This window comes from Sphingobium sp. B8D3B (genome assembly GCF_025961875.1).
Taxonomy (GTDB): Bacteria; Pseudomonadota; Alphaproteobacteria; order Sphingomonadales; family Sphingomonadaceae; genus Sphingobium.
The window spans coordinates 1,802,110-1,827,682 of record NZ_JAOQON010000001.1; the positions used below are offsets into that span (position 1 = coordinate 1,802,110).

A 25,573-nucleotide genomic window follows, 5' to 3' on the forward strand; every position below is an offset into this window, starting at 1 on the left:
TTTGCAGAGCTGCAACGCCCGCTCGGACCGTGAACATGAAAAAGCCCCGCATCGCTGCGGGGCTTCTCTCAAATCTCGCTTTGACGGCGATCAGTCGTCGTCGCGCTTCAGGAACGCAGGGGCGAACTCGGGCGCCGGGCCGTCATCGTCGCTGCGCTCGCGGCGGGGGCCGCGTTCGCCACGCTCGCCGCCACGGTCACCACCGCGATCCCGACGGGGACCACGGTCGCCACGGCCACCGCCGTCACGACGCGGACCACGGTCGCCGCGATCACCCCGGTCGCCACGGTCACCGCGCGGTTCGCGGGCAGGACGGGTGTCCTCCAGCTCCTCGCCGGTTTCCTGATCGACGACGCGCATGGAGAGGCGCACCTTGCCACGCGGATCGATCTCGAGGACCTTGACCTTGACTTCCTGGCCTTCCTTGAGGACGTCCGCCACCTTCTCGACCCGCTCGTTGCGGATTTCCGAGACGTGGACGAGGCCGTCCTTGCCGCCCATGAAGTTCACGAACGCGCCGAAGTCGACCAGATTGACGACCTTGCCGTTGTAGACCTTGCCGACTTCCGCTTCCTCGACGATGCCGAGGATCCAGGCCTTGGCCGCCTCGATCTGGTTCACGTCGGACGAGCTGATCTTGATCAGACCCTCATCGTCGATGTCGACCTTGGCGCCGGTCTCCGCGACGATCTCGCGAATGACCTTGCCGCCGGTGCCGATGACTTCACGGATCTTGCTCTTGTCGATCTGCAGCGTCTCGATGCGCGGGGCATGAGCGGAGAGTTCGGTGCGGACTTCGCCCAGCGCCTTGCTCATCTCGCCCAGAATGTGGGCGCGACCGTCCTTGGCCTGACGCAGCGCGACCTCGAAGATCTCCTGCGTGATGCCGGCGACCTTGATGTCCATCTGCATCGTGGTGATGCCTTCGGAGGTGCCGGCGACCTTGAAGTCCATGTCGCCGAGGTGATCCTCGTCACCCAGAATGTCGCTGAGGACCGCAAAGTCCTTGCCTTCCAGGATGAGGCCCATGGCGATGCCGGAGACCGGACGCTTCAGGGGCACGCCGGCATCCATCATCGAGAGCGAACCGCCGCAGACGGTCGCCATCGAGGAGGAACCGTTGGACTCGGTGATGTCCGAGAGCACGCGGATCGTGTACGGGAACTCGTCCTTGCTCGGCAGCACCGGGTGCAGCGCGCGCCAGGCGAGCTTGCCATGGCCGACTTCACGACGACCTGGCGCGCCGAAGCGGCCCACTTCACCGACCGAATAGGGCGGGAAGTTATAGTGCAGCATGAAGTTCTCGTAGGAGAGACCGGTCAGACCGTCGATCATCTGCTCGGAATCCTTGGTGCCGAGCGTGGTCGTGCAGATGGCCTGCGTCTCGCCGCGCGTGAACAGCGCCGAGCCGTGCGTGCGGGGCAGGAAGCCCACCATCGCCTCGATCGGGCGGATCTGCGTGGTCGTGCGACCGTCGATACGCTGACCGTCCTTGAGGATGGCGCCGCGCACGATTTCCGCTTCCAGCTTCTTCATGAGCTTGTTGGCGACCATCTGGGTCTGCGCGCCCTCAGCCGCGAACGCTTCCTTCGCCTTGGCGCGGGCTTCGTTCAGGGCACCGGAGCGTGCCGACTTGTCGGTCAGCTTGTAGGCGGCGGCAATGTCCTTGCCGATCAGCTTCTTGAGCTTGGCCTTCATGTCCGCCGTATTGTCGGAAAGGTCGATCTCCCACGGCGACTTGGCAGCCTTCTCGGCCAGCTGGATGATCGCATCGACGACCTTGCGCGAGGCATCATGCGCGAACATGACGGCGCCGAGCATGACGTCTTCGGAGAGCTCCTTGGCTTCCGATTCCACCATCATCACGGCCGTGTCGGTCGCGGCGACGACGAGATCCAGCTCGCCGGTCTTCACCTCATCGAGGCTCGGGTTGAGCTGATACTCGCCATCCTTGTAGCCGACGCGCGCGGCGCCGATCGGGCCCATGAACGGCACGCCGGAAATGGTGAGCGCAGCAGAAGCCGCGATCATCGCCACGATATCGGGCTCGGTCTCGCCATCGAAGGAGAGAACCTGCGCGATCACGTTGATCTCGTTGTAGAACCCTTCCGGGAACAGCGGACGCACCGGGCGATCGATCAGGCGGGAGACCAAGGTCTCCTTTTCCGTCGCGCCGCGCTCGCGCTTGAAGAAGCCGCCCGGAATACGACCGGCAGCCGAGAATTTCTCCTGATAGTGAACGGTGAGCGGGAAGAAATCCTGCCCTTCCTTCACCGACTTGGCGGCGGTGACAGCGCACAGCACAACCGTTTCGCCATAGGTCGCGAGCACCGCGCCGTCGGCCTGACGGGCAATACGGCCCGTTTCGAGCTTGAGGGTCTTTCCGCCCAGCTCGATTTCTACTGTCTTTACATCAAACATTGGTTTTCCTTCCACCCACCGGCCCTATTGCGCGGCGGGGCTGCAGTGCGGGCTAAGCCGGCCCGCGGCGGTTCGGGACTAGTCTTGCGTCCCACAAAGAGGTTGGCCGAAGTGCCATCCCCTCCTCGTCACTCCCGCGAAAGCGGGAGTCCAGTTCTGTCATCTCAGCCTTGGACGGCGCTCCCGCGCCTGTCTCGTGCTGGATCCCCGCATGCGCGGGGGTGACGCAATACGTAAACGGCCCGCCGAAGCGGGCCGAACGGTTGGGTCACTTGCGAAGGCCGAGCTTCGCAATGAGAGCGGTATAGCGCCCCGCATCCTTCTTCTTGAGATAGTCGAGCAGCGAACGACGCTTGTTGACCATCATCAGCAGGCCGCGGCGGCTGTGATTATCCTTGTGGTGGCCCTTGAAGTGCTCGGTGAGGTTGGAAATGCGCTCCGTGAGGATCGCAACCTGCACTTCCGGCGAACCAGTATCGCCCTCTTGCTGGGCATTGTCCTTGATCAGTTCCGCCTTGCGTTCAGCCGTAATCGACATCGTCATTCCTTTCCAAAATCAGAGATTGAAGCCCCGCACGACCCGGATTTCCGGGCCCAAAGCCTCCACCAGCGCCACAGGCGTATCGCCCTCGGCTGCCAGCATGAGCCCTTGCTTGCGAGGGTCCCCGGGCAGTGTCCGGCCTTGTCTCAAGGCCATCGCCTGCTGCGAGGTGACGGGCAGAGCCGGGATGTCGTCCAGCCCTGCCGTCAATGGCAGCATATGCTGCGCAATGGCGCGCCCTTTACCAGCATCGCTCAGAATGTCCAGTGAAATAGCCCGATCCAGGGTGAACGGACCGGCCTTCACCCGGCGCAGCATCGTCACATGCCCGACCGTGCCCAGCGCCAAAGCGATGTCCCGCGCGAGGCTGCGGATATAGGTGCCTTTCGAAACATGGGCAGTGAGGGTGACGGCTTCAAGGGTTTCGCTGGCGGCCTGCTCATCCTTGAGGCCTCCCCCCGTCCCGTTCGCATCGAGCGAAGTCGAGATGCCTTCGCCCAGCTCCGCGGTGTCTCGACTTCGCTCGACACGAACGGAGGGGGCGGCGTTGACCGAGAGAGCGTGAACAATCACCGCCCGCAGTTTCATCTGCACCTCTTCGCCCGCCCGCGCGCGATCATAAGCGCGCTGGCCGTCCACCTTGATCGCGCTGTAGACGGGCGGAGCCTGCTCGATCGGGCCGGTAAACTGGGCCAGCACCGCTTCCACCTGCGCGAGGGTGGGCCGCACGTCGGAGGTCGCGATTACCGCACCCTCCAGATCGAGCGTGTCGGTCTGCGCGCCGAAGCAAATCGTGAAGTCGTAGATCTTGTCGCTGTCCAGCATTCGCCCGGCCAGCTTGGTCGCCTCTCCCACCGCCACCGGCAGCACGCCTGTCGCCAGCGGATCGAGCGTACCGCCATGGCCGACCTTCGCCTTGGGCAGGCCGGCCTCGCGCAGCGCGCGCTTGACGGCGCTCACCGCCTGGGTGGAGCCAAGGCCCAGCGGCTTGTCGAGGATCAGCCAGCCATGCAGCGGCTTGGGCCCGGTGTCAGGCATGGTGTCGGGATCGTTCATCGGCTGCCCATAGCGAGGCATATAGCGCCTGTCAGGCCCCGCTGGCCGCAAGGGCCGCCGCGCGTGCCTTGATCTGTTCATATTGTAGCCATAGGCATGCTTATAGGCGCAAGGGTGGGTTGCGCCCCCGCCCGCCACGCCCAGTCCGGTGCCAATGCAGTTGAGGTCCGTTGATTTACAGCATCCGCTCCGGCTTCCAGCGTCTGACCGGACGGGCCCGGACCCGATTTGGCGAGCGCGCGACGGCGTTTCTCCTCGCATTGGCGGTGGAGGGGCTGATCGTGCTGGCTCTCATCGCCTTTGCTCCCTCCCCTTTCGAAGCCCGCGAAGCGCCCGACAAAAATGTCCTGACATTCGATGTTGCCATCCCGCCCGACCCGGCGCCCGAACCTGAACAGGCCGAACCAGAGCAGGCTGAACCCGAGCCGGTCCCCGAGGAGGGCAAGCCCGAACCGGAGCAACAACCCGAGCCGGTCCCCGAGCCACCGCAGCCGCCCAAGCAGCCCGAGCCAAAGCCGATCGTCACACCGCCAGCGCCGCGCAAGCCCGCCTTCATCGAGATGAAGCCGGACCAGATGGCGGCCATCGATCTGCGCGCGATCCGCCCGGCCGCCCCCGCCCCGCCGGCCCCCGCCCGCCCGGCAGCCCCCATGGGTCCGCCGAACACCGGACAACCAGCCGACACGCCGCTGGTCGACGGCACCGGTCCCAATGGCGAGCCGCTCTACGCGGCCAGTTGGTATCGCGAGCCCTATCCCGAGGAATTGCGCGGCTATCTCTCCACCGCGCGCAGCCAGGGCTGGGGCATGATTGCCTGCCGCACGGTCGCCGATTATCGCGTTGCCGATTGCGTACCCGTGGCAGAATATCCCAATGGATCGGACATCAACCGCGCGATTCTGGCCGCCGCATGGCAGTTCCGCGTGCGCCCGCCCCGTGTCGGCGGCAAGGTGCTGGTCGGCCAATGGGTGCGCATCCGAATCTCATACGAGCAGCGTCCTGCCGGTGCTGCGGGCAGGCCGTGATCGACCGGAAATGACTCTGTCAAAAAATCTTGCGGACGCCACCAGCGCCTTGTCTTGCAGCGCGTGAAGCCTCTACAAGGCGCCATTCCTTCCACAATCCAATATAGGCGAGTGATCCATGACCGGCACCCAGCAGACTGCTTCCCAGATCTCCGATGACATTGCCCGCGTTTTTGCCCTGCAAAAGGCGAACCAGTGGAATGTCAAAGCCACCACCGCTGCCGAGCGTCGCCTCAAGCTGACCAAGCTCAAGGATGCCGTCGCGTCCCATGCCGACGAGATCGTCGCGGCGGTGCTGGAAGATACCCGCAAGCCGGAGCCGGAAATCCGCGTGACGGAAGTGCTGAACATCCTCGGCAACATCCAGCTCATTCTCGACAATCTCGATGACTGGATGAAGCCGACCGAAGTCACGCCTTCCAAGGTGGAGACCGACCGCGCCCAGATCATCTATGAAGCGCGCGGCGTCTGCCTGATCCTCGGCCCGTGGAACTTCCCGCTCGGCCTCGTCTTCGGCCCGCTTGCCGCTGCCGTCGCGGCCGGCAATTGCTGTATCCTCAAGCTCACCGATCTGTGCCCCGCCACCGAGAAGGTTGCTGCGAAGATCGTGAAGTCGGTCTTCGAGGAGAATGAGGTTGCCGTGTTCGAGGGCGATGTCAGCGTCGCCACCGCACTGCTCGACCTGCCGTTCAATCACATCTTCTTCACCGGCAGCACGCGGGTCGGCAAGATCGTGATGACCGCCGCCGCCAAGCATCTCGCCAGCGTCACGCTGGAGCTGGGCGGCAAGTCGCCGGTCATCATCGATGAAGGCGCGGACGTCGAGAAGATCGCGGCCGATCTCGCCGGCGCCAAGCAGTTCAACGGCGGCCAGGCCTGCATCTGCCCGGACTATGTGTTCGTAAAGGAAGACCAGAAGGCAAAGCTTGTCGAGGGCTTCAAGGCGAACGTCGAGAAGAATCTCTATGAGAACGGCCAGATCAAGAAGGAAGGCATCGCCCAGGTCGTCAATCAGGCCAACTTCAATCGCGTGAAGGGCCTGTTCGACGATGCCGTGGCGCAGGGCGCTACCGTTGCAGCTGGCGGCGTGCTGGAGGCGGAAGACCGCACCATCCACCCGACCATGCTGACCGACGTCAATCCGCAGATGAAAATCCTGCAGGAAGAGATTTTCGCGCCCATCTTGCCGGTGATGACCTACGACAATCTCGATCAGGCGATCAGCTACATTGAGGAGCGCGACAAGCCACTCGCGCTGTATGTCTACAGCAATGACGAAGCCAATGTGCAGAAGATCCTCAACCGCACCTCGTCAGGCGGCGTGACCGTGAACGGCGTCTTTTCGCATTATCTGGAGAACCGCCTGCCCTTCGGCGGCGTCAATGGCAGCGGCATGGGCAGCTATCACGGTTATTTCGGCTTCAAGGCCTTTAGCCACGAGCGCGCGGTGTACATCCACCAGACGGCCGCCTGAAAACGCGACCTGAACATTGGCGCGGAGCGGAGGGGCAGCCCCTCTCCGCTCCCGCATCCCGCGCCGGTGAACGAGCGGGCTTACTTCTTCTTCGGGGGCGGCCCGCTCTCGACAAGCGATTTGAGCGGGTAGCGCGTGCCGGCCACGACAATCGCGCCGAACCGGTCGAGCCGATCGAGGCCCTTGGTCTCGAAGCCGATGGATTGGGCAAAGGGCAGGTCCGGTGCGCCGGTCATCAGCGTCGCCAGATACCATTGCCCGCCACTGGCCTGCACATAAATCTGATCGTCACTGACCGCCTGCCAATCGCGAATGCCGCGCTGGTCGACAAAGGGGATCGACGCTTCCTTGCCGCCGCCGCCCTGCGCGGCCGGCTGGGCAATGACGGGCGCGCCAGCCAGCAGCAGCGCGCTTGCCAGCATCGCTTTTCTGAAATGGGTCATGGCGTGCATCCTTCCGATAATGTGTGAGTCCGGATCATGGCGTTACGATAGCATGACGCGCGTGAAGCGGCGATGAACCGTTCGGCGCTGGATAATGTCGCTTCATCCCGGCTCTAGAATCGCCGCATCGCATCGCTGAAATGCCGCCGGCACAGCGCGACATAGCGATCATTGCCGCCAATCTCCGTCTGCGCGCCTTCCCGCACCGCCTCGCCCCTCTCGTCTACCCGCAGGTTCATCGTTGCCTTGCGTCCGCAATGGCAGACCGCCTTGAGCTCGACCAACGTATCGGCGATGCCGAGCAGCACCGCCGAGCCAGGGAAGAGCTTGCCCTGAAAATCGGTCCGTAGCCCGTAGCACAGGACGGGAATGCCGAGTTCGTCGGCCACGCGGGCGAGCTGCCAGACCTGCTCTGGCGAGAGGAACTGCGCCTCGTCCACCAGCACGCAGGCAATCGGCCCTTCGAGATGCGCCGCCTGGATGCGCCCGTGCAGATCGGTCGCGGTATCGAAGCTGTTGGCGGCAGCCCGCAGGCCGATCCGGCTGCCGATGCTGTCCACTGCTTCACGATCACCCTCCCGCGCCGTCCCCTGCGCCGTCCAGAGCATCGTCGCCATGCCCCGCTCGCGATAATTGAAGTCCGCCTGCAGCAGATTGGTGGACTTCCCCGCATTCATCGAGGCGTAGTAGAAATAGAGCTTGGCCATGCCGCAGCTTTGCCTCCGCGTTGCCTTTTCGACAAGCGGGGAGACGCCGCGCCGGCCACGCCCGGCCATGACCGGCCCTTTCGCTTTCTATTCCAACGCCATCGTGCTACACCATGCGGGCTTAACGTCGCCTTTGACGGATATCGGACCGCTTCAGCGTCCCCCTTTGTCCCCATCTAGCCTCACGAAGCCGGGACGCGCGAATGCATCGCGCGTGCCCGATTACCATTTGGGAACAAGGATACCCAATATGACCATCGGAACAGTCAAGTTTTTCAATGCCGACAAGGGCTATGGTTTCATCGCGCCGGAAGACGGCGGCAATGACGCCTTCGTGCACATCTCGGCCGTCGAGCGCGCCGGCATGCACACCCTGCAGAAGGATCAGCGCATTTCCTACGAGCTGGAAAATGACAAGCGCGGCAAGGCTTCGGCCGTGAACCTTCAGGCTGTCTGAAGAAAAGGGCTGCCCGACGACCGGGCAGTTTGAAGATACAGGGCCGGGCGGCATCGTCGCCCGGCCTCCTCGCCCGAAGTGGCGAAACGGAGCTGAATTCTACGCATGAAAAAATACAAAGAGCCGGACTTTCAATCACGCATTGCTGCCGCAGCCGATGCCCGCAACGAAGTGATGGCAAAATTGCGCACGCGCGCGCCCGTCGATCCGGAAGTCGCTGCTGCCCGCGCTGCCGCCGCACAGGCACAGGAAGCTGCCCAGCAGGAAAAGCATCGCCTCGCCCGGCTGGCCGCGCAAGAGCGCAAGGCCGCCAAGCAGGCCAAGGCTGAGGAAGCCGCCGCTGCAAAGGCAGCCAAAGAGGCAAAGAAAAAGCCCGAACTCACCGAAGCCGAACGCAAGGCCGCCCGCGACGCGCGCTACCTCGCGCGCAAGAACCGATAAGATGTGGGCCTGCGCGGTTCCGCTCCGCGCAGACTTTACTCACCCCCCTTCCCGCCGGGAGCCGATAATGAGCCGCGAGACGATCAAACCCTTCCTCATCACCAAGGACGATGGCGGCAATTTCCGCCTGACGGTGCGCGAGACGCGCTATAATTCGCAGGGCTATCCGCTGGTCACCTCCACGCTGCAGGACGAGACCTTCACGACGGCCACGCAAGCCCGCGCCTTCGCACGTGACACGTTCAAGGCAGAGCCGGGGCAATACGCCACCAAGTGACGGCGTCGCCCGGCTCAGCGAGCCGTGGATTGCCTCTCGAACACCGCCCGCTGCGACGCGAAGGCACGCTGGAAGGCGGGCCGCGCCTCGCCGCGTGCGACATAGGCTGAGAGAGCCGGATAGCCCTTCAGCAGATCCGAGCTGCCGAGCCGCCGCAGCACCGTTATCATCATCAGATCGCCCGCGCTGAATGCACCGTCCAGCCACGCGGCCTCGCCGAGCCGCGCGGAGAGGTCATCCAGCCGCGCCCGGATACAGCCTTCCAGCATCGGCAGGCGCGCGTCATACCAATCCTTGTCGCGATCGACATGCCCGGCCGTCTCGCGCTCGAGGATCGGCGGCTCCACCGTGCTGAGCGCGGCAAACATCCACGCAATCGCGCGCGCCCGTCCGTCCATATCGGTCGGCAACAGACCGACATGCCGCTCGGCAATGTGGAAGACGATGGCGCCGGATTCGAACAGAACCAGCCCATCCTCCTCATAAGTCGGGATTTGCCCGAACGGCTGGCGCATGCGGTGCGGCGGCTGCTTCATCGCCGCGAAGGAGACGAGGCTCACAGCGTAGGGCTGCCCCACTTCCTCCAGCGCCCAGCGGACCGGCATGTCGCGCGCTAGGCCACGGCCGCGATCCGGCGAACTCTCAAACGCAGTAATCGTAATGGTCATGGCAATGCCCCCGGACGGACGCATGATGCCCGTGCAAGCGGCGCTCGACAATATCAACCGGATCAGCCCGGCGCGCGAACGATCAACGGATCATCACGCCGGGCTCTCACTCCTCTTCGTCGACGATGTCCTGCGCGACCTTGGGTGAGCGCAGGATCGCATCGATGTGGCTGCCTTCCTCGAAGCTCTCATCGCTGAGGAATTTGAGCTTGGCGGCGAACTTCATCTTCACGCGCTTGGCGACCTCGCGCTGCAGATAGGCGGTGTTGGTGCGCAGTGCCTTGAGCACCACCTCTTCATCCCGCCCCAGCAACGGCTTCACGAAGACTGTCGCATGGCGCAGATCGGGCGACATGCGCACTTCCGTTACCGTGACGACGTGACTGGCAAGCACATCGTCATGCACGTCGCCGCGCTGGAGCACGTCCGCCAGCACATGGCGCACCTGCTCCCCCACCCGCAGCAACCGGACGGAAGGTTCCCCCGAACCGCTCATGACTTACCTCCTTCGCGGCACGCCGGACGTCAGAGCGTCCGTGCGCGTTCCTCGACTTCGAAGAGCTCGAGCGTATCGCCGACCTTGATGTCGTTGGTGTTCTCGAGCACCGCACCGCACTCCATGCCGGCCCGCACTTCGGACACGTCGTCCTTGAAGCGCCGCAGCGAGGCGATGGTGGTTGCCGAGACGATGACGTTGTCCCGCGTGAGGCGTGCGTTGACGCCCTTGCGAATGACACCATCCTGCACCAGCAGACCGGCCGCCTTGTCCTTCTTGCCGGCCGGGAAGACCTGCAGAACCTGCGCGGCACCGATGACCGTTTCGATACGTTCCGGCGCAAGCTGGCCGGCCATTTCGCGCTTCACTTCCTCGATGAGGTCGTAAATCACGTCATAATAACGCAGCGAGACCTTATCGCGCTCGGCAAGCTGACGCGCCTTGGCATTGGGACGCACGTTGAAGCCGATCAGCGGCGCACGGCTGGCGGCGGCCAGCGTCACGTCGCTCTCGGTGATCGCGCCCACACCGGAGTGGAGCACGCGCACCTTGATCTCATCCGTGGAGGCGCGGGTGAGCGATCCAATGATCGCTTCCACCGTGCCCTGCACGTCGCCCTTGATGACGACCGGATATTCGATGACCTGCGTGTTGAGCGCCGAGAACATATGCTCGAAGCTCGTCGGGGCCGCCGTGGTGCGCTTGCGCGTCGCCAGCTCCTGACGATAGGCCGCGACCTCGCGGGCCCGCGCCTCGCTCTCGACCACGCTGAGCTGGTCGCCCGCCATCGGCACGCCGGCAAGGCCAAGCACCTCGACCGGAACCGAAGGCCCAGCTTCCTTCACCTGCTGACCCTTGTCGTTGACCATGGCGCGGACCTTGCCCGAATGCTCGCCGACGACGAAGATATCGCCAACCTTGAGCGTGCCACGACCCACGAGGATCGTCGCGACCGGACCACGGCCCTTGTCGAGCTGCGCTTCCACGACCGTGCCTTCAGCGGCGCGCTCGGGATTGGCCTTCAACTCCAGCAATTCGGCCTGCAGCAGGATCTTGTCGATCAGGTCATCGAGGCCGGTACGCTTGAGCGCGGAGACTTCCACGTCCTGCGTGTCGCCGCCCATATCCTCGACGATGACTTCATGCTCGAGCAGACGCTCGCGCACGCGCTGCGGATTGGCGTCCGGCTTGTCGACCTTGTTGATCGCCACGATCATCGGCACGCCGGCGGCCTTGGTGTGGTTGATCGCCTCGATGGTCTGCGGCATCAGCCCGTCGTCCGCCGCGACCACCAGGATCACGATGTCGGTGACGTTGGCACCGCGTGCACGCATCTCGGTGAACGCTTCATGGCCCGGCGTATCGAGGAAGGTGATGATCTCACCGCCCTTGGTCTTCACCTGATAGGCGCCGATATGCTGGGTGATGCCGCCCGCTTCGCCCGCCACCACATCGGTGCCGCGCAGGGCATCGAGCAGCGAGGTCTTGCCGTGATCGACATGGCCCATGATCGTGACGACCGGAGGACGCGTGACCAGCGATTCCGCAGCATCGACATCGCTCGCGGTATCGATCTCGATATCGGAATCGGAGACGCGCTGGATGCGGTGGCCGAATTCCTCGACCAGCAGCTCAGCCGTATCCTGGTCGATCGTCTGGTTGACGGTGACCGCCATGCCCAGCTTGAAGAGCGACTTGACGAGGTCCGCGCCCTTTTCGGCCATACGGTTCGCGAGTTCCTGAACGGTGATCGCCTCTGGCACGATGACATCGCGCGACTGCTTCTCGCGCGGCTGTGACGAGCCGGAGAAGTGCGAACGACGCTCCTTCTCGCGGGCACGGCGCAGCGCGGCGAGGCTGCGCGCGCGGGCGCTGTCATCATCGGCCAGTGCGCGATTGACGGTGAGCTTGCCGGCCTGACGACGATCGTCGCCACCCTTCTTGCGCTCGACCTTGGCCGGTTCCGGGCGCTTGATGACCGGCGCGGCCACAGGCGTGAAACGACGGGGCGCGGGACGCTCGGGCGTCGCGCCAGTCGCGGCCTTGGGAGCCTCTTCGGCAGGAGCCGCGGCCTCTGCGGCCGCAGGTGCCGCCGGAGCAGCCTCTTGCGCCGGCGCCTGGGCAGCTTTCGTCTCGGCTTCCTGGCGCTGGCGCTCCGCTTCTTCCTCCGCGCGGCGGTTGTCTTCAGCGCGGCGCTTCTCTTCCTCGGTCGCGGCAAGACGGGCGGCCTCTTCACGACGACGCGCATCTTCCAGCGCGGCCATGCGGGCTTCCTCGGCCTCACGCAGCAGCTTGGCCTGCAGTTCCTGCCGGCTCATCAGGCTATCCGTCGAGGAGGCGCGCGGTGCCGGCGCCGGGGTCGGCGCGGGACGGGCGGCGGGCGGCGGCGGTGCCGGCGGCGCGACGGGCGCAGCCTGCTCGGGCACGGCGCGCGCCGTCTCTGCCTCACCGGGTTTGCCGATGACGCGACGGCGCTTCACCTCAACGACGACCGTATTCTTCCGGCCGTGGCTGAAGCTCTGCTGCACCTGGCCGGCCTCGACCGTCCGCTTGAGACCAAGCGGTTTACGGCCCAAAGTCGGCTTGTCTTCCCTATTGTCACTCATCGACGCAATCTAACCCTTCATCTTCCATCCGGCGCACCCCCGCAGAGGTGACCCGAGTCGTTCGTCCTCACGCCAGAGGCGCGGGATCATCGTCCATATGCCTGACGACTGCCGAACCGGAGCTCGGCGCCGCGTTAGCGCATCCCAGATAGTTTTGCCAGCGACCGAGCAGACCGGAGAGGCGGCCTGCCGCAGCAGCGTTTGTCACCGCGATATGGACGACATTGTTCCTGCCCAATGCCATAGATAGGGCGTCGCGGTCCACCGGCAAGCGTGTGCCGGCAAATTCCTCGCCTTCCCGTTCCTCGCCAACCCGCCACGCCTGATCCAGCTTGCGCACCCCGTCATCGCCGGCATCCGCCGCGTGGAGCAGCATACGGACCTGTCCGCGCCGGGCCGCGACATCGATCTTGTCGAAACCGGTGGCGAGATTGGAAGCCTTGGCCTCCAGCCCCAGCCGCGCCATGAAATCATCGCGCAACGCAACCGCGATCCGCTCGGCCAAATCGTCCGGCACGGTAAGCGGCTCACCCTTAAACGCCCGCGCCAATGCGCCGCGCAGCCGGCCCTTGCCCATGGCCTCCTCCAGCGTCGCGCGATCGACACCCAGCCAGGCGCCGCGCCCCGGCGCCCGCGCGCGGACATCCGGTAACACATCGCCATCGGGCGAAATGGCCAAACGGACCAGCGCGACGGGATCGCCATGCTCGCTGGAGAGAATGCAACGACGCTCAGACATGGGCACCTCCTGTGAGGTGCCCGTCTAAGACCATCCCCTCCAAACTTCCGTTCGTGTCGAGCGAAGTCGAGCCACGATAGGACTGCGCTCGCGTGTCTCGACTTCGCTCGACACGAACGGGATGGATGAGCATTTTCTCGTTTAGCACAGTCCAGCCCCCCGCTTCCGCAGGAGCAGCCGGGCGCGCAGCGATGATTGGAAGCCTCAGCCCCTCATTGGGAGGAATTCGCAGCATCGGCGACCTCCCTTTGCGCGGCTTCCCGCTCGGAAACGAGGATGCCCGCAGCGCCCCAGTTGTCCGCCGACACCTCATCGATGACGACGAACACCTGCTCGGGCCGCTTGCCGAGACGATCGACCAGCGAACGCGTAACATCGGCGACCAGAGCCGCCTTCTGTTCGCGCGTCACGCCTTCAATCACCTCGATCTTCACATAGGGCATCAGGCGTTGCCTTCCACTTCATCCTCAGCGGCGCCCTCTGCAGCGGGCTCGTCTTCGAACCAGTGCGCGCGGGCCGCCATGATGATCTCGTTGCCCTGCTCTTCGCTCAGGCCATATTCGGCGAGAATGCCGCCCTTGTCCTCGGAGACTTCGCGGCGGCGACGCGGGTCGTTGCGCTTCTTGGCCACCAGCTCGTCGGTGGCGAGATCGGCGAGATCGTCCAGCGTCTTGATGCCGGCCTTGCCCAGCGTGACCAGCATGGCCTCGGTGAGGTGGGGCATCTCGGCCAACGCATCGTCAACGCCAAGCCCACGGCGCTCTTCGCGCGCAGCGGCCTCGCGGCGGTCCAGCGCTTCCTGCGCGCGGCTCTGCAGCTCCTGCGCCAGCTCGTCGTCGAAGCCCTCGATGGAAGCCAGCTCGTCGATGCCGACATAAGCGACTTCCTCCAGCTCGGTGAAGCCTTCGGCCACCAGCAGCTGCGAGAGCGTCTCGTCCACATCCAGCTCGTTCTGGAACATCTCGGAGCGCTGCACGAACTCGCGCTGACGCTTCTCGCTCGCGTCCGCCTCGGTCATGATGTCGATGGCCTTGCCGGTGAGTTGGCTGGCAAGCCGGACGTTCTGACCGCGACGACCGATGGCGAGGCTGAGCTGATCGTCAGGCACGACGACCTCGATGCGCTCTTCCTCCTCATCGATCACCACGCGGGCGACCTGAGCGGGCTGGAGGGCGTTGACGACGAAGGTTGCCGTGTCCTCGCTCCAGGGAATGATGTCGATCTTCTCGCCCTGCATTTCCTGCACGACGGCCTGCACGCGGCTGCCCTTCATGCCGACGCAGGCGCCGACCGGATCGATGCTGCTATCGCGACTGATCACGCCGATCTTGGCGCGCGAACCCGGATCGCGGGCGGCGGCCATGATGGTGATGATGCCATCGTAGATTTCCGGCACTTCCTGCGCGAACAGCTTCTTCATGAAGTCGGGGTGCGCACGGGAAAGGAAAATCTGCGGGCCACGGTTCTCGCGGCGCACATTGAGGATCAGCGCACGGACGCGATCGCCGACGCGCACGACTTCGCGCGGGATCTGCTGGTCGCGGCGGATCACACCCTCGGCACGGCCAAGGTTCACTACCACATGGCCGAACTCGACCGACTTGACGACGCCGGTGATGATCTCACCCACGCGATCCTTGAATTCCTCGAACTGGCGCTCACGCTCGGCATCGCGCACCTTCTGGAAGATCACCTGCTTGGCGCTCTGTGCGTCGATGCGGCCAAGGTCGACGGGCGGCAGCGGATCGACGATGAAATCGCCGATCACGGCATCCTTCTGGAGCTTCTGCGCAGCCTTGAGGTCGACCTGCTTAAAATAGTCCTCGACCACCTCGACCACTTCGACGACACGCCACAGGCGCAGGTCGCCGGTCTCGGGATCGAGCTTGGCGCGAATGTCGTTCTCGGCACCGTAGCGCGCCCGGGCGGACCGCTGGATCGCGTCTTCCATCGCCTCGATGACGATGGCCTTGTCGATCATCTTCTCGCTTGCCACCGAATTGGCAATGGCAATCAGCTCGGCCTTGTTGGCGGAAATGGCGTTGGCCATGAGAGTCAGTCTTCCTGTTCCTGGGTGACGATTTCGTCCGCGCCCTCGGTGGAGAGCGGGACAGTAGCAGAAATCAGCGCATCGGTCAGCATCAGCTTGGCGCTGTCGATATTGGCAAAGTCCACGACGATGCGGCCAGCCTTGGGATCATCGACCAGCACCTGCTCGCCCTCGATGCCCGCAAGAATGCCGCGCACCTGCTTGCGGCCATCCTCCATGGGCGTCACGAAATGAACGCGTGCCTCATGCCCGGCCCAGTCGTTGTAGTCCTTGAGGCGGGTGAGCGGCCGGTCGATGCCCGGCGAGCTGACCTCCAGACGATAGGCGTCCTCGATGAGCACGTCGCCCGCTTCTTCCAGCGCATCGAACTTGTCCGAGATGCGGCGCGAGAGGCTGGCGCAATCATCGATGTTGAGCTGGCGCGTATCGGGCCGCTCGGCCATGATCTGCAGCGTCCGGTCATCGCCTTGGCCGAAGAGCAGCACGCGCACGAGATCGAGCCCCAGAGCCTTTGCCTCCGACGCAACAACCGTCTCGATCCGCGCAATATCGCTCATTCGCACTCCCTATGCCTGCGCCTCGCCCGGACATGGACACGCGACAGGGTTTCGCCGCCGGCCCCTCTCGGCGCCGACCCCAACTTCGCAACGATGTCAGGAAAGCAAGAGCTATATAAGCGGAGTCGCAGTTGAAGGCAAGCTGCATGGCAAACGCCGCGAGCGGGATTGCAGCGAGCCGCACCTTGAAGCTTCAAGGGAAGAGGCAGGCGAACCTCACCGGAACTTGCACCCGGTGGAAAGCGCCTGACTCTGTCGCTGCCTCAGGTGCCGGCCCCGTCCGGGCCGATTGCCCCCGGCAACGCTACTTCGGGCGGCGAAGATGCCGTCCGACGGTATTTGAGGGAACTTTTTGATCGCGCATGGCGCCACGAGCCCATTTGCAGAGAAACCCTAAGATTGAAAGGTTTAGACGCGATCTTCGTAGTCGAACGCCGCCCTCGCGCCAGTGAACTGTTCAATTTCGGGTCACATTGGATGGTTAACCGATCATCAACATCTTTGACAGGACTGAAACGGAAAAGATATCTCCAAGACCTCAGGTGGGGTGACCCTTTGACAGATGCAAAGCGCCAGATGGAGCCGGATTACCGGCCTCCCGTCGTGGGCACACGCATTTCCGGGGCAAAACCTGAAAGTAAATATCTGTGGGAGTTATAGATCATGTTTCACAAGTCTTTCAGGAAAGCCGTACTGCTGTCGGCTGCCACCATTGCCGCGACGGCGATGCTGCCGGCTTCCGCCTCGGCCTCTACTTTCGTGCTCAGCGGCGGCAACAATAGCGATGGCTCCATCGGTAACGTGCGCACCTACACGGGCTCGGACGGCACCAAGCTGGAAGTTACGGCGTACAGCCTCAACGGTACGACCCTCGCCGCCGGTGCGGTGGGCGCCTATTCGCCTGGCCTCGGCGTCATGAACAGCTTCCCCAACTGGTGGGGCCAGGGTGGCGATGACTCGCACACTGTGGACAATAATGGCTATGTCGACATTCTGGTCTTCCAGTTCGACAAGATCGTCACCATCGACAAGATCGGCCTCGTGAGCTTCGGCGACACGGACATCAATTATGCCGTCGGCAGCACCAATGTGGCCTTCAACAGCACCTTCACGATCCCGAACTATTCGACCTTCAATTCGCTGTTCGGCCCCACGATCCTGTCGAACGGCAACGGTCAGGACCAGAACCGTGACATCAACCCGAACAATCTGTCGGGCAACCTGTTCTATGTGGCTGCGGCCTTCTCCAACTCGGGCAGCAACGACAGCTTCAAGGTCAATGGCCTGACCTACGCCGTCACGCAGACGTCCGCACCGGTTCCTGAGCCGGCCACCTGGGGCATGATGATCTGCGGTCTGGCCGTGACCGGCTACGCCATGCGTCGTCGCAAAACCAACGCGACCATCAGCTTCGCCTGATCGTTCAGGAAAAGTCGATATGAGAAAGGGGAGCTTCGGCTCCCCTTTTTTGTCAGCATCTCCGCGCTGGCGGTCCTGCCTCTACGCTTCGTCTTGGTCAGCGGTGCGCGCCAAGCTCTTGTTATAGAACGGTCTACCGCCAGGCCGCTCTTGTCGCTATGGTCGGACGTCCCACCCCTCGCCGGAGATCCGCCCCATGAATGTCCGTAAGCTCGGCCTGACCTGTGCCGTCAGCCTCGCCATTGTCGCCTGCGGCAGCGCGTCCGCGCCCGATGAGGTCAAGGCGGCAAGCGGCGCACCATTCCAGACCACGGAAGTCGCGCAGTTCGCCTCGCCATGGGCCATGGAATTCCTGCCGGACGGGCACATGCTGGTCACGCAGAAGGAAGGCGCGCTGATCCTGATCGATCCGCAAAGCGGCCGCAAGCAAACGGTGAGCGGCACGCCCAGCGTGAAGAGCGACGATCAGGGGGCGCTCATGGATGTGCGGCTCGCCCCGGATTATGCGACCAGCAAGACGATCTATTTCAGCTTTTCAGAAGCCGCCGAGGGTAAGAAAAGCCGCGTTGCGCTGGCGACTGCGAAGCTGGACCCGACAGCGGCTGCGCTGAGCGACGTGCGGGTGATCTTCCGGGGCGATGATCGCTCGGAGAAGGGTGGCCATTATTCCGGCCGAATCGCCTTCTCGCCGGACAAGACCCATCTCTTTTTCACCGCTGGCGATCGCCAGTTGATGGCGCCAGCGCAGGAGCCGGGCACGACGCTCGGCAAGGTCTTGCGCCTCAGCCTTGATGGCAGCCCGGCAGCCGGCAATCCACTCGCGGCCAAGGGCTTCCACCCGGCTGTTTGGTCCTACGGCCACCGCAATCTGCTCGGCATTGCCTTCGATGCCGATGGGCGCCTGTGGGAAATGGAAATGGGGCCGCGCCACGGCGATGAGATCAACCTGATCAAAGCCGGCCTCAATTATGGCTGGCCCAACGCCTCCATGGGCAATCATTATGACGGCAAGGCCATCCCGGACCATGAGCCGGGCGACGGCTATGAAGCGCCGAAGGTCTTTTGGGTGCCGGCCATCTCGCCCGGGGGACTGGATTACTACAATGCCGACCTCTTCCCGCAGTGGAAGAACTCGCTGTTCATCACCGGCCTCTCCGGCAAGTCGCTCGACCGCATCGCGCTCGATGGCGAAACCGCGACCAAGGCCGATCACTGGGACATGGGCGCACGCATCCGTGCCGTACGCGCCGGGCCGGACGGCGCGATCTGGCTGCTGGAGGACGGAGAAAATGGCCGCCTCCTCAAGCTGACGCCCGCAGCCTGATCCAGCCGCGCGCCGCTTCGCGCTCGGTCAAGGCGCGCGCGGCCTCGGTCATTGCTCCCGGCCGGCCCACCGCTTATGGGCCGGCGGAACAAAAGACCGACTGGAGAAGAGCGCCTATGTCATTCCGTCCGCACCGCATCGCCCTGAGCGCGGTTTTGACCCTGGGCGTCGCGTCGCCCACGCTCGCCCAGACCGCCCCTGCGGCGACGCCGGCGGCCCCCGGCCCGGCCAAGGTCGATCTCTCCCAACTGCCCTTCACGATCACGGAGGTCGAAACCTTCGATTATCCCTGGTCGATGGCCTTCCTGCCGGATGGGAAGCAGCTGGTGACCCAGAAGCGCGGCGCGATGGTCCTTTTCGATCCGCGCACGGGCGTCAAGACGGTGCTGCTGGGCACGCCGACTGTCGTCAGTGAGGGCCAGGCGGCATTGATGGACGTGGTGCTCGCGCCGGACTTCGCCGCCAGTCGCCAGATCTATTTCAGCTTTTCCGAGCCTGGCGAAGGCAAGGAAACCGGCACCGCGCTGGCGACCGCCACGCTCGATGAAGCCGGCGGCGCGCTCAAGGACCTCAAGGTCATCTTCCGCGCCACGCCCAATATGGCGAGCGGTGCCCATTATTCCGGCCGCATCGCCATCGCGCCGGACCAGCGCAGCCTGTTCTTCACCAATGGCGAGCGCGCCAAGTTCGACCCGGCGCAGGACCCCAAGTCCACCCTCGGCAAGGTGCTGCATCTCAATCTCGACGGGACACCCGCCGCCGGCAATCCGCTGGCGGCCAAGGGCTTCCATCCCGCCATCTGGACCTATGGCCAGCGCAATCTGACCGGCCTCGCCTTCGATGCGAATGATCGTTTATGGCAGGTCGAAATGGGCCCGCTGGGCGGCGACGAGCTGAACCTCGTCAAGGCCGGCGCCAATTATGGTTGGCCGATCCGCTCCTATGGCGACCATTATGACAAGCGCCCCATCCCGGACCACAGTGCCGATGACGGGTTCGAGAAGCCCAAGCTCTACTGGAACCCCTCGCTCGCGCCGTCCTCGTTGGCTTACTACAATGCCGACCTGTTCGCGGGCTGGAAGAACTCGCTGTTCATCACCGGCCTGTCCGGTCAGGCGCTGGTGCGGATTTCGCTCGATGGCGAAACGGCGACCAAGGCTGACCATTGGCGCATGGGAATGCGGCTGCGCAATGTGAGGGTCGGGCCGGACGGCGCGCTTTGGTTGCTCGAGGACAGCCCCAAGGGCCGGATGCTCAAGCTGACGCCGAAAGGCTGAGCGAGCCTGAGGGCGGTCGCTGGCTCTAGGCGTCCGCCCAGCGGCGCAGCAGATTATGATAGACGCCGGTCATGCGGATCACTTCGGCATGGCTCTGCCCCAGCGTGGCGGCCAGTTGCTGGATGCTGCTGTCGAGATCGAACAGGATCTGCCGCTCACCGTCGTCGCGGATCATCGATTGCAGCCAGAAGAAGCTCGCCACCCGGCGGCCGCGCGTCACCGGCTCCACCCGATGCAGGGAGGATGAGGGGTAAAGCACGGCATGGCCGACCGGCAGCTTGACCTGCTGCACGCCGAACTGGGTCTCGACTGTCAACTCACCGCCATCATAAGCCTCGGGCGGCTCGAGGAAGATCGTCATGGACAGGTCCGAACGGACGCGAAAGCCGGTGCCGGCCTGTATCCGCACGGCATTATCGACATGCACGCCAAAGGACTGGCCACCCGCATAGCTGTTGAACAAGGGCGGAAAGATCTTGAGCGGCAGCGCTGCGGCAATGAACAAAGGATTGCGGCCCAGCGCGTCGCGGATGATCTCGCCGGCCTGTTGGGCCTGCGGCGCCTCCTCTGGCAACTGAAGGTTGTTCTTGGCGAGCGCCGACTGATGGCCCGAGGTGACGTTGCCATCCACCCACGCCGCGGAATCGATGAGATCACGCACCTTGGCGAGCGTCGGCCCGTCGAGCACCTCTGGAATGGGGATCAGCATGAAGCGCCTTATGCGTTGTCTTGGGGTTGAATGACGAAGGGGATTTCCACCACGCCTTTCACGAAAACCGGCTGGCCATCACGCAAGGTGGGCCGCCAGCGCCAGCGCTTGACGGCATCGAGCGCCGCCTTGTCGAGCCGAGTGAAACCACTGCTGCGGGCGATCCTGATATCTTCCACGCACCCATCGAGGCCCACGGTCAAGGCCAGCAGGACCACGCCCTGCTCCCGCTTGCGGCGGCTCTCAATGGGGTAACGCGGCGCCTTGCCGGCCACCATTTGCGTGCCCAGATCGCCGCCGTCGGTGACCGAGGGCACTGAGATCGGCGCGGCGGCCGGACTGGGCGGCGCCGGCGGCCCCGGTGCCATGACCGGGACGACCGGAATATCCGGCCTTGCGGCCACCATCGGCGGATCAATCCGGGGAATATCGATCTGTGGCCGCGGCATAACCAACTCGGGCGCGCGGGGCGGCGGTGGCGGCGCGTCGACGGGCGGCGGAGGCGGCGGCGAAGAGATCAGATTGACCGTGAAGACCTTGGGCGCCTCACCCACCTTGAAACTGGGCCCGAGGCGGGTGACAAGTGCGAACAACCCCGCATGGATCAGGATGACGAGCAGCACGACCAGCGGATTGAACCGCCTGCCCTGCCCATAGCGCCCCTGACTTGCCGAGTGTGAAATGTTCACCGCGGACACCCCTTTTCGCCTGCCGCTATCGACGAACAGGCCCATTCCGTCAATAATGCGAATCAATATTACCAGACGTTCGTCGGATCATTGATGTGGATCAGGGGCGAACCGCTTTGGGTCGGTTCGCCCCTGCCCCCCACACTCAGTAGCTGTAGGTCAGGCTGAACACGGCGGACCGCCCCACCCCCGGCTGCGCCCAGCTGTTGTTCACATTGGTCCGCACGGTGGTGACATAGTCCTCATCCGTCACGTTCTGCACGTTCACCTGCGCCAGAAGGCGCTCGGTCACCGGATAGGCCAGCATGATCCGATGCAGCGTATAGGCCGGCACATAATAGACCGGCGTCGCCGTCGGGTTCATCGAGTGGCGACCCTGATAGGTCAGGCCATAGCCCACTTCGAGACCGAACGGGAACTTGTAGGTGGTGAACAGGCTGCCCGAATGCTTAGGCGTTGCCGAGAGCGCCGTGCCGGCCGTCGGATCGGGATTGGTCACCGTGTTGCCGCAGCTTACCGGATTGGCCAGACAGAAGTCGGACACGCCCTGGATCAGCTTGCTATCCAGATACATGTAGTTGGCGAAGATCGACCAAGCTTCGGTAATGTTGCCCGTGGCGCTCAGCGACACGCCGTTCACCCGCGAGCGGCCATCGAGCACCTGATCGGGGATCGTGGGATCGCCCGAGGCCACGCGATACTTGTCGCGCTCATTGCGGAACACCGCCGCTGCGAGTTGCAGCTTGGCGTCGAACAGATCGGCCTTCACGCCAATTTCGTAATTCTTCGCCGATTCCGGTTCGACGTTGCAGGTGTTGACAGCGCAGCTGCCATCAACCGAACCCTTGGACGGTGTGCGCGAATTACCGACCGCCACATAGGCGCTGACGTTTGGCATCGGCTTGAACACCGCGCCGACACGCCAGGAGAAGAGATTGTCCTTCGCCTCGAACGGGCCGGTCACCACGCCAGTGGTCACGTTGCGCGTCCGGGTCGAACCCTCGAAGCGCTCATAGCGCACGCCGCCGTTGATCTCGAACATGTCCGAAAGCTTCATCGTATCGAACAGATAGGCCGCATAGCTGGTCTGCTCGCCGACATTGTAGCCGGTCTGAATGTAGTTCTGGGGGCCGGTGTAGATGTTGCTGCCATAGACGCGCGCCAGCGTTCCGGCCGGGGCCGCTGGTCCCGTGACCACGCTGCCTGGGTTGGCGATGTTGGTGAGGGGATAATAATTCGGCGCGGCATAGGGATTGCTACCATCGGCAGCGCGCAGGATGCTGCCATTGTTCAGCGTATAACGCTCCCACAGCAGCGATCCGCCGAGAACGAGCGTGTGCTCGATGCCGCCCGTCGCGAACTCAGCGCTCAGGTCGAGCTGGTTATAGGCGGTTTCGTTGCGGATGTGGCGCGCCGTGCCGCGGCCCCCAGTCGGCAGATAATAGCCTGCAGGGACGACCAGCGTGCTGCTGCCGATCGCGACGGTGCAGGCGCTGCCATCCGGCTGTAGACCGCTCGCCAGGCAGAAGGTGCCCGTGGGCTGGCTGGTAACGGTGTACTGGCTCACATTCTCATAGCGGGTGAGATTGCGCACCTTCACCGTGTCGCTCAGTTCGTGCGAGAAAATCGCCTGTACCGAATCCGTGACTGACTGCTGCGTGTCGACATTGGCAAAGCCGTAATAAGCGCTTTGGTTGAAGTCGGGCAGATAGCCGCCCTGCGCCGCATAATAGCGCAGGCCGTATTGCGGCATGCCCTTGTCGTCGAGATGCTCATATTGCAGCGTCAGGCTGGTCGGACCATCGATACCGATGGTGACAGCCGGCGCCACACCCCAGCGCTCGTAGAACTCCACGTCCCGCCCGGGCACGTCGTTCTTGTGGTAGACCGCGTTCAGCCGCACCGCGATCATGTCGCTCACGCGCTTGTTGAGATCGACGGTGCCGCGATAATAATTGTCCGTGCCGACGCCGGCCTGAACCGACATCTTGTCGTCCGCCAGCGGCTTCTTGGTCACCAGATTGATCGACCCGCCGACCGAGCCCGCGCCGCTGAACACGGAGTTCGCGCCATTGGCGACCTCGACCTGCTCGATATTATAGGTCTCGTTGCGGTTCATGATCGCGCCGCTGCGTACGCCATCGACCGAGATGTCGTTGTTGGCCGAATAGCCGCGCAGATTGATACGGTCGCCATAGCCGAAGCCGCCCTCGCCGGCGCCAAAGGTGATGCCGGGCACGGTGCTCAGCACTTCGCGCAGCGTGAGCAGGTTCTGTTGCTGCAGCGTCTTGGCGCCGATCACCGTCACCGTCTGCGGCGTGTCCAGCAGCGGGCGCGTATATTTGGGCGACTCTGCCCGCTCGACCTTGATCTCGGACTCATCGATGGCCGTGTCGGTCACGGTCATCCCGCCCAGACGGCGCCCCTGCTCGCCATCCTGCGCGACAGCCGGCGCTGCAAACGCGACGGCGCTGACGCAGCCAAGCGCGAGAAAGGAAGTGAGATTGGCGGATTTACTCATGCGGCGTTCCCCAGTTGATGTCATCGACCGCTATTGCGAGTCGGTCGCACCAATTAGGATATTGCGAGTGATTTGCAACACATGATTTGCGGTCAGCGTTGCGATTTACAACTTTTCCGTTCTGCAACGTGGGTGACCGGCGACTTCCCTTGCGTGTGCTGAATCGGCAGTCCTTACGCGCGCTTGGTGCCGCAGTTGGGCCGAGCGGCGACTGGTCTGTGATCAGAAACGACGCGGGAGTTGGCAGCCTTGGGTCTGACCCGGCCACCAACTCCCGTCTGTGATCTGCAGTCTAATCTACCGAGGAGCGAGCGTCTGCCCTTCTCGCCTCTTAGGCGTCCGCCAAGGCCCGCTTCGCGTCTGCCTCCAGCGACCGCCCAGCGAGCAGGAACATCACCCCCGCCAACAGCGCCGTCACGACGATGACCAGCATCGAATAGCGCACGGCCACATCACCCAGCGTGGGGTGCAGCACGTCATTCAGATAGCCCACGACCAGCGGGCCGAGCGCCTGCCCAATCAGTGCCGCGCTGAACAGCAGGATGGACGTTGCGACAGCGCGCATCCTCAGCTTCGCCACGCTCATGACCGCCGCGAATACCGGGCCCTGATGAATCAGCAGGAGGAAAGCCGAGGCCGCATAAGCTGCCAGCCAAACCGCCGTATCCTCGGCTAGCAGGAAGATCAGCTCAGCAGGCGCGGCAAGCAGACAGGTGATCGCCGGCAAGGTCATGCGCCAGTGGCTGGCCTTGCGGCTCAACCGGTCGATCAGCAGACCGCCCAGAACCACGCCAGCCACGCCGAACACGCCCCGGATCGGGCCGATGGTCGCAGCCACCTCCACCAGCGTGAGGCCGTGGACGCGCGTCAGGAAGGTCGGAGTCCAGACGCTGGCGGCAAAGACGTTCAGCCCCATCAGCGTGGCGCCGATGACCAGAAAGACATAAGCGCGCTGCTTGGCGAGAAAGGCCATGCTTGCCTTGAAGCTTTCCCTCGCCGCACGCTCGATGCGCTTGGCTTCGGACGCCCCGCGCTCCGGTTCCTTGACCGTCAGGAAGAACAGCACCGCCAGGAACACGCCCGGCATACCGGCCACGACGAACATCGACCGCCAGCCATATTCATGGCCGACCCAGCCGACGATGGGGAAGAAGAGAATCGATGAGATCGAGACCGCCGTGCCGAAGATCGAGAAAGCGAGCGGGCGCCGCTCTGCCCGGAACAGGTCGGAGATGATCGAATTCGACGGCGCAATGCCGCACGCCTCGCCCGCGCCCATGAGGAAGCGCGCGATGGCGAGCTGCCAGATGTTGGCCACCCAGCCGGTGACCATCGTCATCAGGCTCCAGAAGGCGAAGCCGACAGCGATGATATTGCGCCGGTTATAGCGATCCGCCGCCCAAGCAATGGGTACGCCGAGGATGGAGTAAAACAGGAGGAAGGCCAGGCCGGACACCAGTCCCAGAGCGGTGTCCGAGACGTGCATCTCCGACTTGATGGAGGGCAACGCCAGCCCCAGGAGGGAGCGATCGAGATAATTGAAGGCCGAAACCAGTGTGAGGAACCCGAGGCCGTAGACGGCGCTGAAGTTCCAATCCTTCACGCCCCCCTCAGGGCCAGAGCCAGTCGGGGGCGCCGTCGTTTCGGCCATCGCATCTCTCCCAGTTTATAGTCAC

The 25,573-nt window shown here is 64.0% G+C and carries 24 protein-coding genes; 8 read left to right on the top strand and 16 right to left on the bottom strand.

The features are described from left to right. Positions 1–90: 90 nt before the first annotated feature. The 3 genes from pnp to truB form a co-directional block, all read right to left on the bottom strand. A complete protein-coding gene (gene pnp, locus M2343_RS08480; RefSeq protein WP_181558999.1) occupies positions 91–2,421 on the bottom strand; it encodes a polyribonucleotide nucleotidyltransferase in 2,331 nt (776 codons plus the stop codon). Between the two features lie 268 nt (positions 2,422–2,689). Beyond that, positions 2,690–2,959 (bottom strand): 30S ribosomal protein S15, encoded by a 270-nt coding sequence (rpsO, locus tag M2343_RS08485; protein WP_181558998.1) that lies wholly within the window; start codon positions 2,957–2,959, stop codon positions 2,690–2,692. Positions 2,960–2,977: 18 nt separating this feature from the next. Then, positions 2,978–3,976 (bottom strand): tRNA pseudouridine(55) synthase TruB, encoded by a 999-nt coding sequence (gene truB / locus M2343_RS08490; RefSeq protein WP_264577525.1) that lies wholly within the window; start codon positions 3,974–3,976, stop codon positions 2,978–2,980. 212 nt (positions 3,977–4,188) lie between these two features. Here truB and M2343_RS08495 point away from each other — a divergent pair, with 212 nt between their 5' ends. Continuing rightward, positions 4,189–5,043 (top strand): hypothetical protein, encoded by an 855-nt coding sequence (locus M2343_RS08495; protein ID WP_264576311.1) that lies wholly within the window; start codon positions 4,189–4,191, stop codon positions 5,041–5,043. A gap of 118 nt (positions 5,044–5,161) precedes the next feature. After that, a complete protein-coding gene (locus M2343_RS08500; protein WP_181558996.1) occupies positions 5,162–6,517 on the top strand; it encodes an aldehyde dehydrogenase family protein in 1,356 nt (451 codons plus the stop codon). Between the two features lie 80 nt (positions 6,518–6,597). On the opposite strand, the gene M2343_RS08505 is transcribed toward M2343_RS08500, so the two are convergent. After that, on the bottom strand, positions 6,598–6,960 hold the full coding sequence (locus M2343_RS08505; RefSeq protein ID WP_264576312.1) for a DUF6491 family protein: 363 nt from the start codon (positions 6,958–6,960) through the stop codon (positions 6,598–6,600). Positions 6,961–7,073: 113 nt separating this feature from the next. Continuing rightward, positions 7,074–7,667, bottom strand: coding sequence for a thymidine kinase (locus tag M2343_RS08510; RefSeq protein WP_264577526.1), 594 nt, complete (start codon positions 7,665–7,667; stop codon positions 7,074–7,076). A 250-nt stretch (positions 7,668–7,917) separates the two neighbouring features. Here M2343_RS08510 and M2343_RS08515 point away from each other — a divergent pair, with 250 nt between their 5' ends. The 3 genes from M2343_RS08515 to M2343_RS08525 all read left to right on the top strand — a co-directional run bounded on the left by M2343_RS08515 (position 7,918) and on the right by M2343_RS08525 (position 8,842). Further along, positions 7,918–8,124: a cold-shock protein gene (locus M2343_RS08515; RefSeq protein ID WP_181558994.1), complete on the top strand. Its 207-nt coding sequence runs from the start codon at positions 7,918–7,920 to the stop codon at positions 8,122–8,124. 105 nt (positions 8,125–8,229) lie between these two features. Next, positions 8,230–8,565 (top strand): DUF6481 family protein, encoded by a 336-nt coding sequence (locus M2343_RS08520; protein ID WP_181558993.1) that lies wholly within the window; start codon positions 8,230–8,232, stop codon positions 8,563–8,565. A gap of 67 nt (positions 8,566–8,632) precedes the next feature. Next, on the top strand, positions 8,633–8,842 hold the full coding sequence (locus M2343_RS08525) for a hypothetical protein (RefSeq protein WP_181558992.1): 210 nt from the start codon (positions 8,633–8,635) through the stop codon (positions 8,840–8,842). 14 nt (positions 8,843–8,856) lie between these two features. Here the strand turns inward: M2343_RS08525 and M2343_RS08530 are convergent, their stop codons facing one another. The 7 genes from M2343_RS08530 to rimP all read right to left on the bottom strand — a co-directional run bounded on the left by M2343_RS08530 (position 8,857) and on the right by rimP (position 15,958). Then, positions 8,857–9,510, bottom strand: coding sequence for a glutathione S-transferase family protein (locus tag M2343_RS08530; protein WP_264574693.1), 654 nt, complete (start codon positions 9,508–9,510; stop codon positions 8,857–8,859). Between the two features lie 106 nt (positions 9,511–9,616). After that, the gene (gene rbfA / locus M2343_RS08535) at positions 9,617–10,006 is read right to left on the bottom strand and encodes a 30S ribosome-binding factor RbfA (RefSeq protein ID WP_264574692.1); all 390 of its coding nucleotides are present in this window, start codon (positions 10,004–10,006) and stop codon (positions 9,617–9,619) included. 29 nt (positions 10,007–10,035) lie between these two features. Then, positions 10,036–12,612, bottom strand: coding sequence for a translation initiation factor IF-2 (infB, locus tag M2343_RS08540; protein ID WP_264576313.1), 2,577 nt, complete (start codon positions 12,610–12,612; stop codon positions 10,036–10,038). 67 nt (positions 12,613–12,679) lie between these two features. Beyond that, complete coding sequence (locus M2343_RS08545) at positions 12,680–13,351, bottom strand: DUF448 domain-containing protein (RefSeq protein WP_264576314.1); 672 nt, start codon at positions 13,349–13,351, stop codon at positions 12,680–12,682. 212 nt (positions 13,352–13,563) lie between these two features. Then, complete coding sequence (locus M2343_RS08550; protein ID WP_181558987.1) at positions 13,564–13,794, bottom strand: tautomerase family protein; 231 nt, start codon at positions 13,792–13,794, stop codon at positions 13,564–13,566. Beyond that, entirely contained in the window at positions 13,794–15,401 is a 1,608-nt protein-coding gene (gene nusA, locus M2343_RS08555; RefSeq protein WP_181558986.1) for a transcription termination factor NusA, read from the bottom strand. The genes M2343_RS08550 and nusA overlap by 1 nt, the downstream gene beginning before the upstream one ends. Before the next feature lie 5 nt (positions 15,402–15,406). Beyond that, positions 15,407–15,958, bottom strand: coding sequence for a ribosome maturation protein RimP (gene rimP / locus M2343_RS08560; protein WP_264576315.1), 552 nt, complete (start codon positions 15,956–15,958; stop codon positions 15,407–15,409). Between the two features lie 663 nt (positions 15,959–16,621). Here rimP and M2343_RS08565 point away from each other — a divergent pair. From M2343_RS08565 to M2343_RS08575, 3 genes are all read left to right on the top strand, one after another. After that, a complete protein-coding gene (locus M2343_RS08565) occupies positions 16,622–17,377 on the top strand; it encodes a PEPxxWA-CTERM sorting domain-containing protein (protein WP_264576316.1) in 756 nt (251 codons plus the stop codon). 196 nt (positions 17,378–17,573) lie between these two features. Next, a complete protein-coding gene (locus tag M2343_RS08570) occupies positions 17,574–18,701 on the top strand; it encodes a PQQ-dependent sugar dehydrogenase (protein WP_264576317.1) in 1,128 nt (375 codons plus the stop codon). A gap of 116 nt (positions 18,702–18,817) precedes the next feature. Continuing rightward, positions 18,818–19,978, top strand: a complete 1,161-nt coding sequence (locus M2343_RS08575; RefSeq protein WP_264576318.1) for a PQQ-dependent sugar dehydrogenase — start codon at positions 18,818–18,820, stop codon at positions 19,976–19,978. A 25-nt stretch (positions 19,979–20,003) separates the two neighbouring features. Here the strand turns inward: M2343_RS08575 and M2343_RS08580 are convergent, their stop codons facing one another. From M2343_RS08580 to M2343_RS08595, 4 genes are all read right to left on the bottom strand, one after another. Continuing rightward, positions 20,004–20,687 (bottom strand): Fe2+-dependent dioxygenase, encoded by a 684-nt coding sequence (locus tag M2343_RS08580; protein WP_264576319.1) that lies wholly within the window; start codon positions 20,685–20,687, stop codon positions 20,004–20,006. An 8-nt stretch (positions 20,688–20,695) separates the two neighbouring features. Further along, positions 20,696–21,421, bottom strand: coding sequence for an energy transducer TonB (locus M2343_RS08585; RefSeq protein ID WP_264576320.1), 726 nt, complete (start codon positions 21,419–21,421; stop codon positions 20,696–20,698). A gap of 100 nt (positions 21,422–21,521) precedes the next feature. Then, entirely contained in the window at positions 21,522–23,897 is a 2,376-nt protein-coding gene (locus M2343_RS08590) for a TonB-dependent receptor (RefSeq protein WP_264576321.1), read from the bottom strand. Between the two features lie 331 nt (positions 23,898–24,228). Further along, a complete protein-coding gene (locus M2343_RS08595; RefSeq protein ID WP_264576322.1) occupies positions 24,229–25,548 on the bottom strand; it encodes a spinster family MFS transporter in 1,320 nt (439 codons plus the stop codon). Positions 25,549–25,573 lie beyond the last annotated feature (25 nt).

Excerpts from the sequence above, each read along its gene's own strand:
- pnp (WP_181558999.1), bottom strand. The coding sequence starts at position 2,421 with ATGTTTGATGTAAAGACAGTAGAAATCGAGCTGGGCGGAAAGACCCTC.
- rpsO (WP_181558998.1), bottom strand. The coding sequence starts at position 2,959 with ATGTCGATTACGGCTGAACGCAAGGCGGAACTGATCAAGGACAATGCC.
- M2343_RS08500 (WP_181558996.1), top strand. The coding sequence starts at position 5,162 with ATGACCGGCACCCAGCAGACTGCTTCCCAGATCTCCGATGACATTGCC.
- M2343_RS08505 (WP_264576312.1), bottom strand. The coding sequence starts at position 6,960 with ATGACCCATTTCAGAAAAGCGATGCTGGCAAGCGCGCTGCTGCTGGCT.
- M2343_RS08510 (WP_264577526.1), bottom strand. The coding sequence starts at position 7,667 with ATGGCCAAGCTCTATTTCTACTACGCCTCGATGAATGCGGGGAAGTCC.
- M2343_RS08515 (WP_181558994.1), top strand. The coding sequence starts at position 7,918 with ATGACCATCGGAACAGTCAAGTTTTTCAATGCCGACAAGGGCTATGGT.
- M2343_RS08520 (WP_181558993.1), top strand. The coding sequence starts at position 8,230 with ATGAAAAAATACAAAGAGCCGGACTTTCAATCACGCATTGCTGCCGCA.
- M2343_RS08525 (WP_181558992.1), top strand. The coding sequence starts at position 8,633 with ATGAGCCGCGAGACGATCAAACCCTTCCTCATCACCAAGGACGATGGC.
- M2343_RS08530 (WP_264574693.1), bottom strand. The coding sequence starts at position 9,510 with ATGACCATTACGATTACTGCGTTTGAGAGTTCGCCGGATCGCGGCCGT.
- rbfA (WP_264574692.1), bottom strand. The coding sequence starts at position 10,006 with ATGAGCGGTTCGGGGGAACCTTCCGTCCGGTTGCTGCGGGTGGGGGAG.
- infB (WP_264576313.1), bottom strand. The coding sequence starts at position 12,612 with ATGAGTGACAATAGGGAAGACAAGCCGACTTTGGGCCGTAAACCGCTT.
- M2343_RS08545 (WP_264576314.1), bottom strand. The coding sequence starts at position 13,351 with ATGTCTGAGCGTCGTTGCATTCTCTCCAGCGAGCATGGCGATCCCGTC.
- M2343_RS08550 (WP_181558987.1), bottom strand. The coding sequence starts at position 13,794 with ATGCCCTATGTGAAGATCGAGGTGATTGAAGGCGTGACGCGCGAACAG.
- nusA (WP_181558986.1), bottom strand. The coding sequence starts at position 15,401 with ATGGCCAACGCCATTTCCGCCAACAAGGCCGAGCTGATTGCCATTGCC.
- rimP (WP_264576315.1), bottom strand. The coding sequence starts at position 15,958 with ATGAGCGATATTGCGCGGATCGAGACGGTTGTTGCGTCGGAGGCAAAG.
- M2343_RS08565 (WP_264576316.1), top strand. The coding sequence starts at position 16,622 with ATGTTTCACAAGTCTTTCAGGAAAGCCGTACTGCTGTCGGCTGCCACC.
- M2343_RS08570 (WP_264576317.1), top strand. The coding sequence starts at position 17,574 with ATGAATGTCCGTAAGCTCGGCCTGACCTGTGCCGTCAGCCTCGCCATT.
- M2343_RS08575 (WP_264576318.1), top strand. The coding sequence starts at position 18,818 with ATGTCATTCCGTCCGCACCGCATCGCCCTGAGCGCGGTTTTGACCCTG.
- M2343_RS08580 (WP_264576319.1), bottom strand. The coding sequence starts at position 20,687 with ATGCTGATCCCCATTCCAGAGGTGCTCGACGGGCCGACGCTCGCCAAG.
- M2343_RS08585 (WP_264576320.1), bottom strand. The coding sequence starts at position 21,421 with ATGGGCCTGTTCGTCGATAGCGGCAGGCGAAAAGGGGTGTCCGCGGTG.
- M2343_RS08590 (WP_264576321.1), bottom strand. The coding sequence starts at position 23,897 with ATGAGTAAATCCGCCAATCTCACTTCCTTTCTCGCGCTTGGCTGCGTC.
- M2343_RS08595 (WP_264576322.1), bottom strand. The coding sequence starts at position 25,548 with ATGGCCGAAACGACGGCGCCCCCGACTGGCTCTGGCCCTGAGGGGGGC.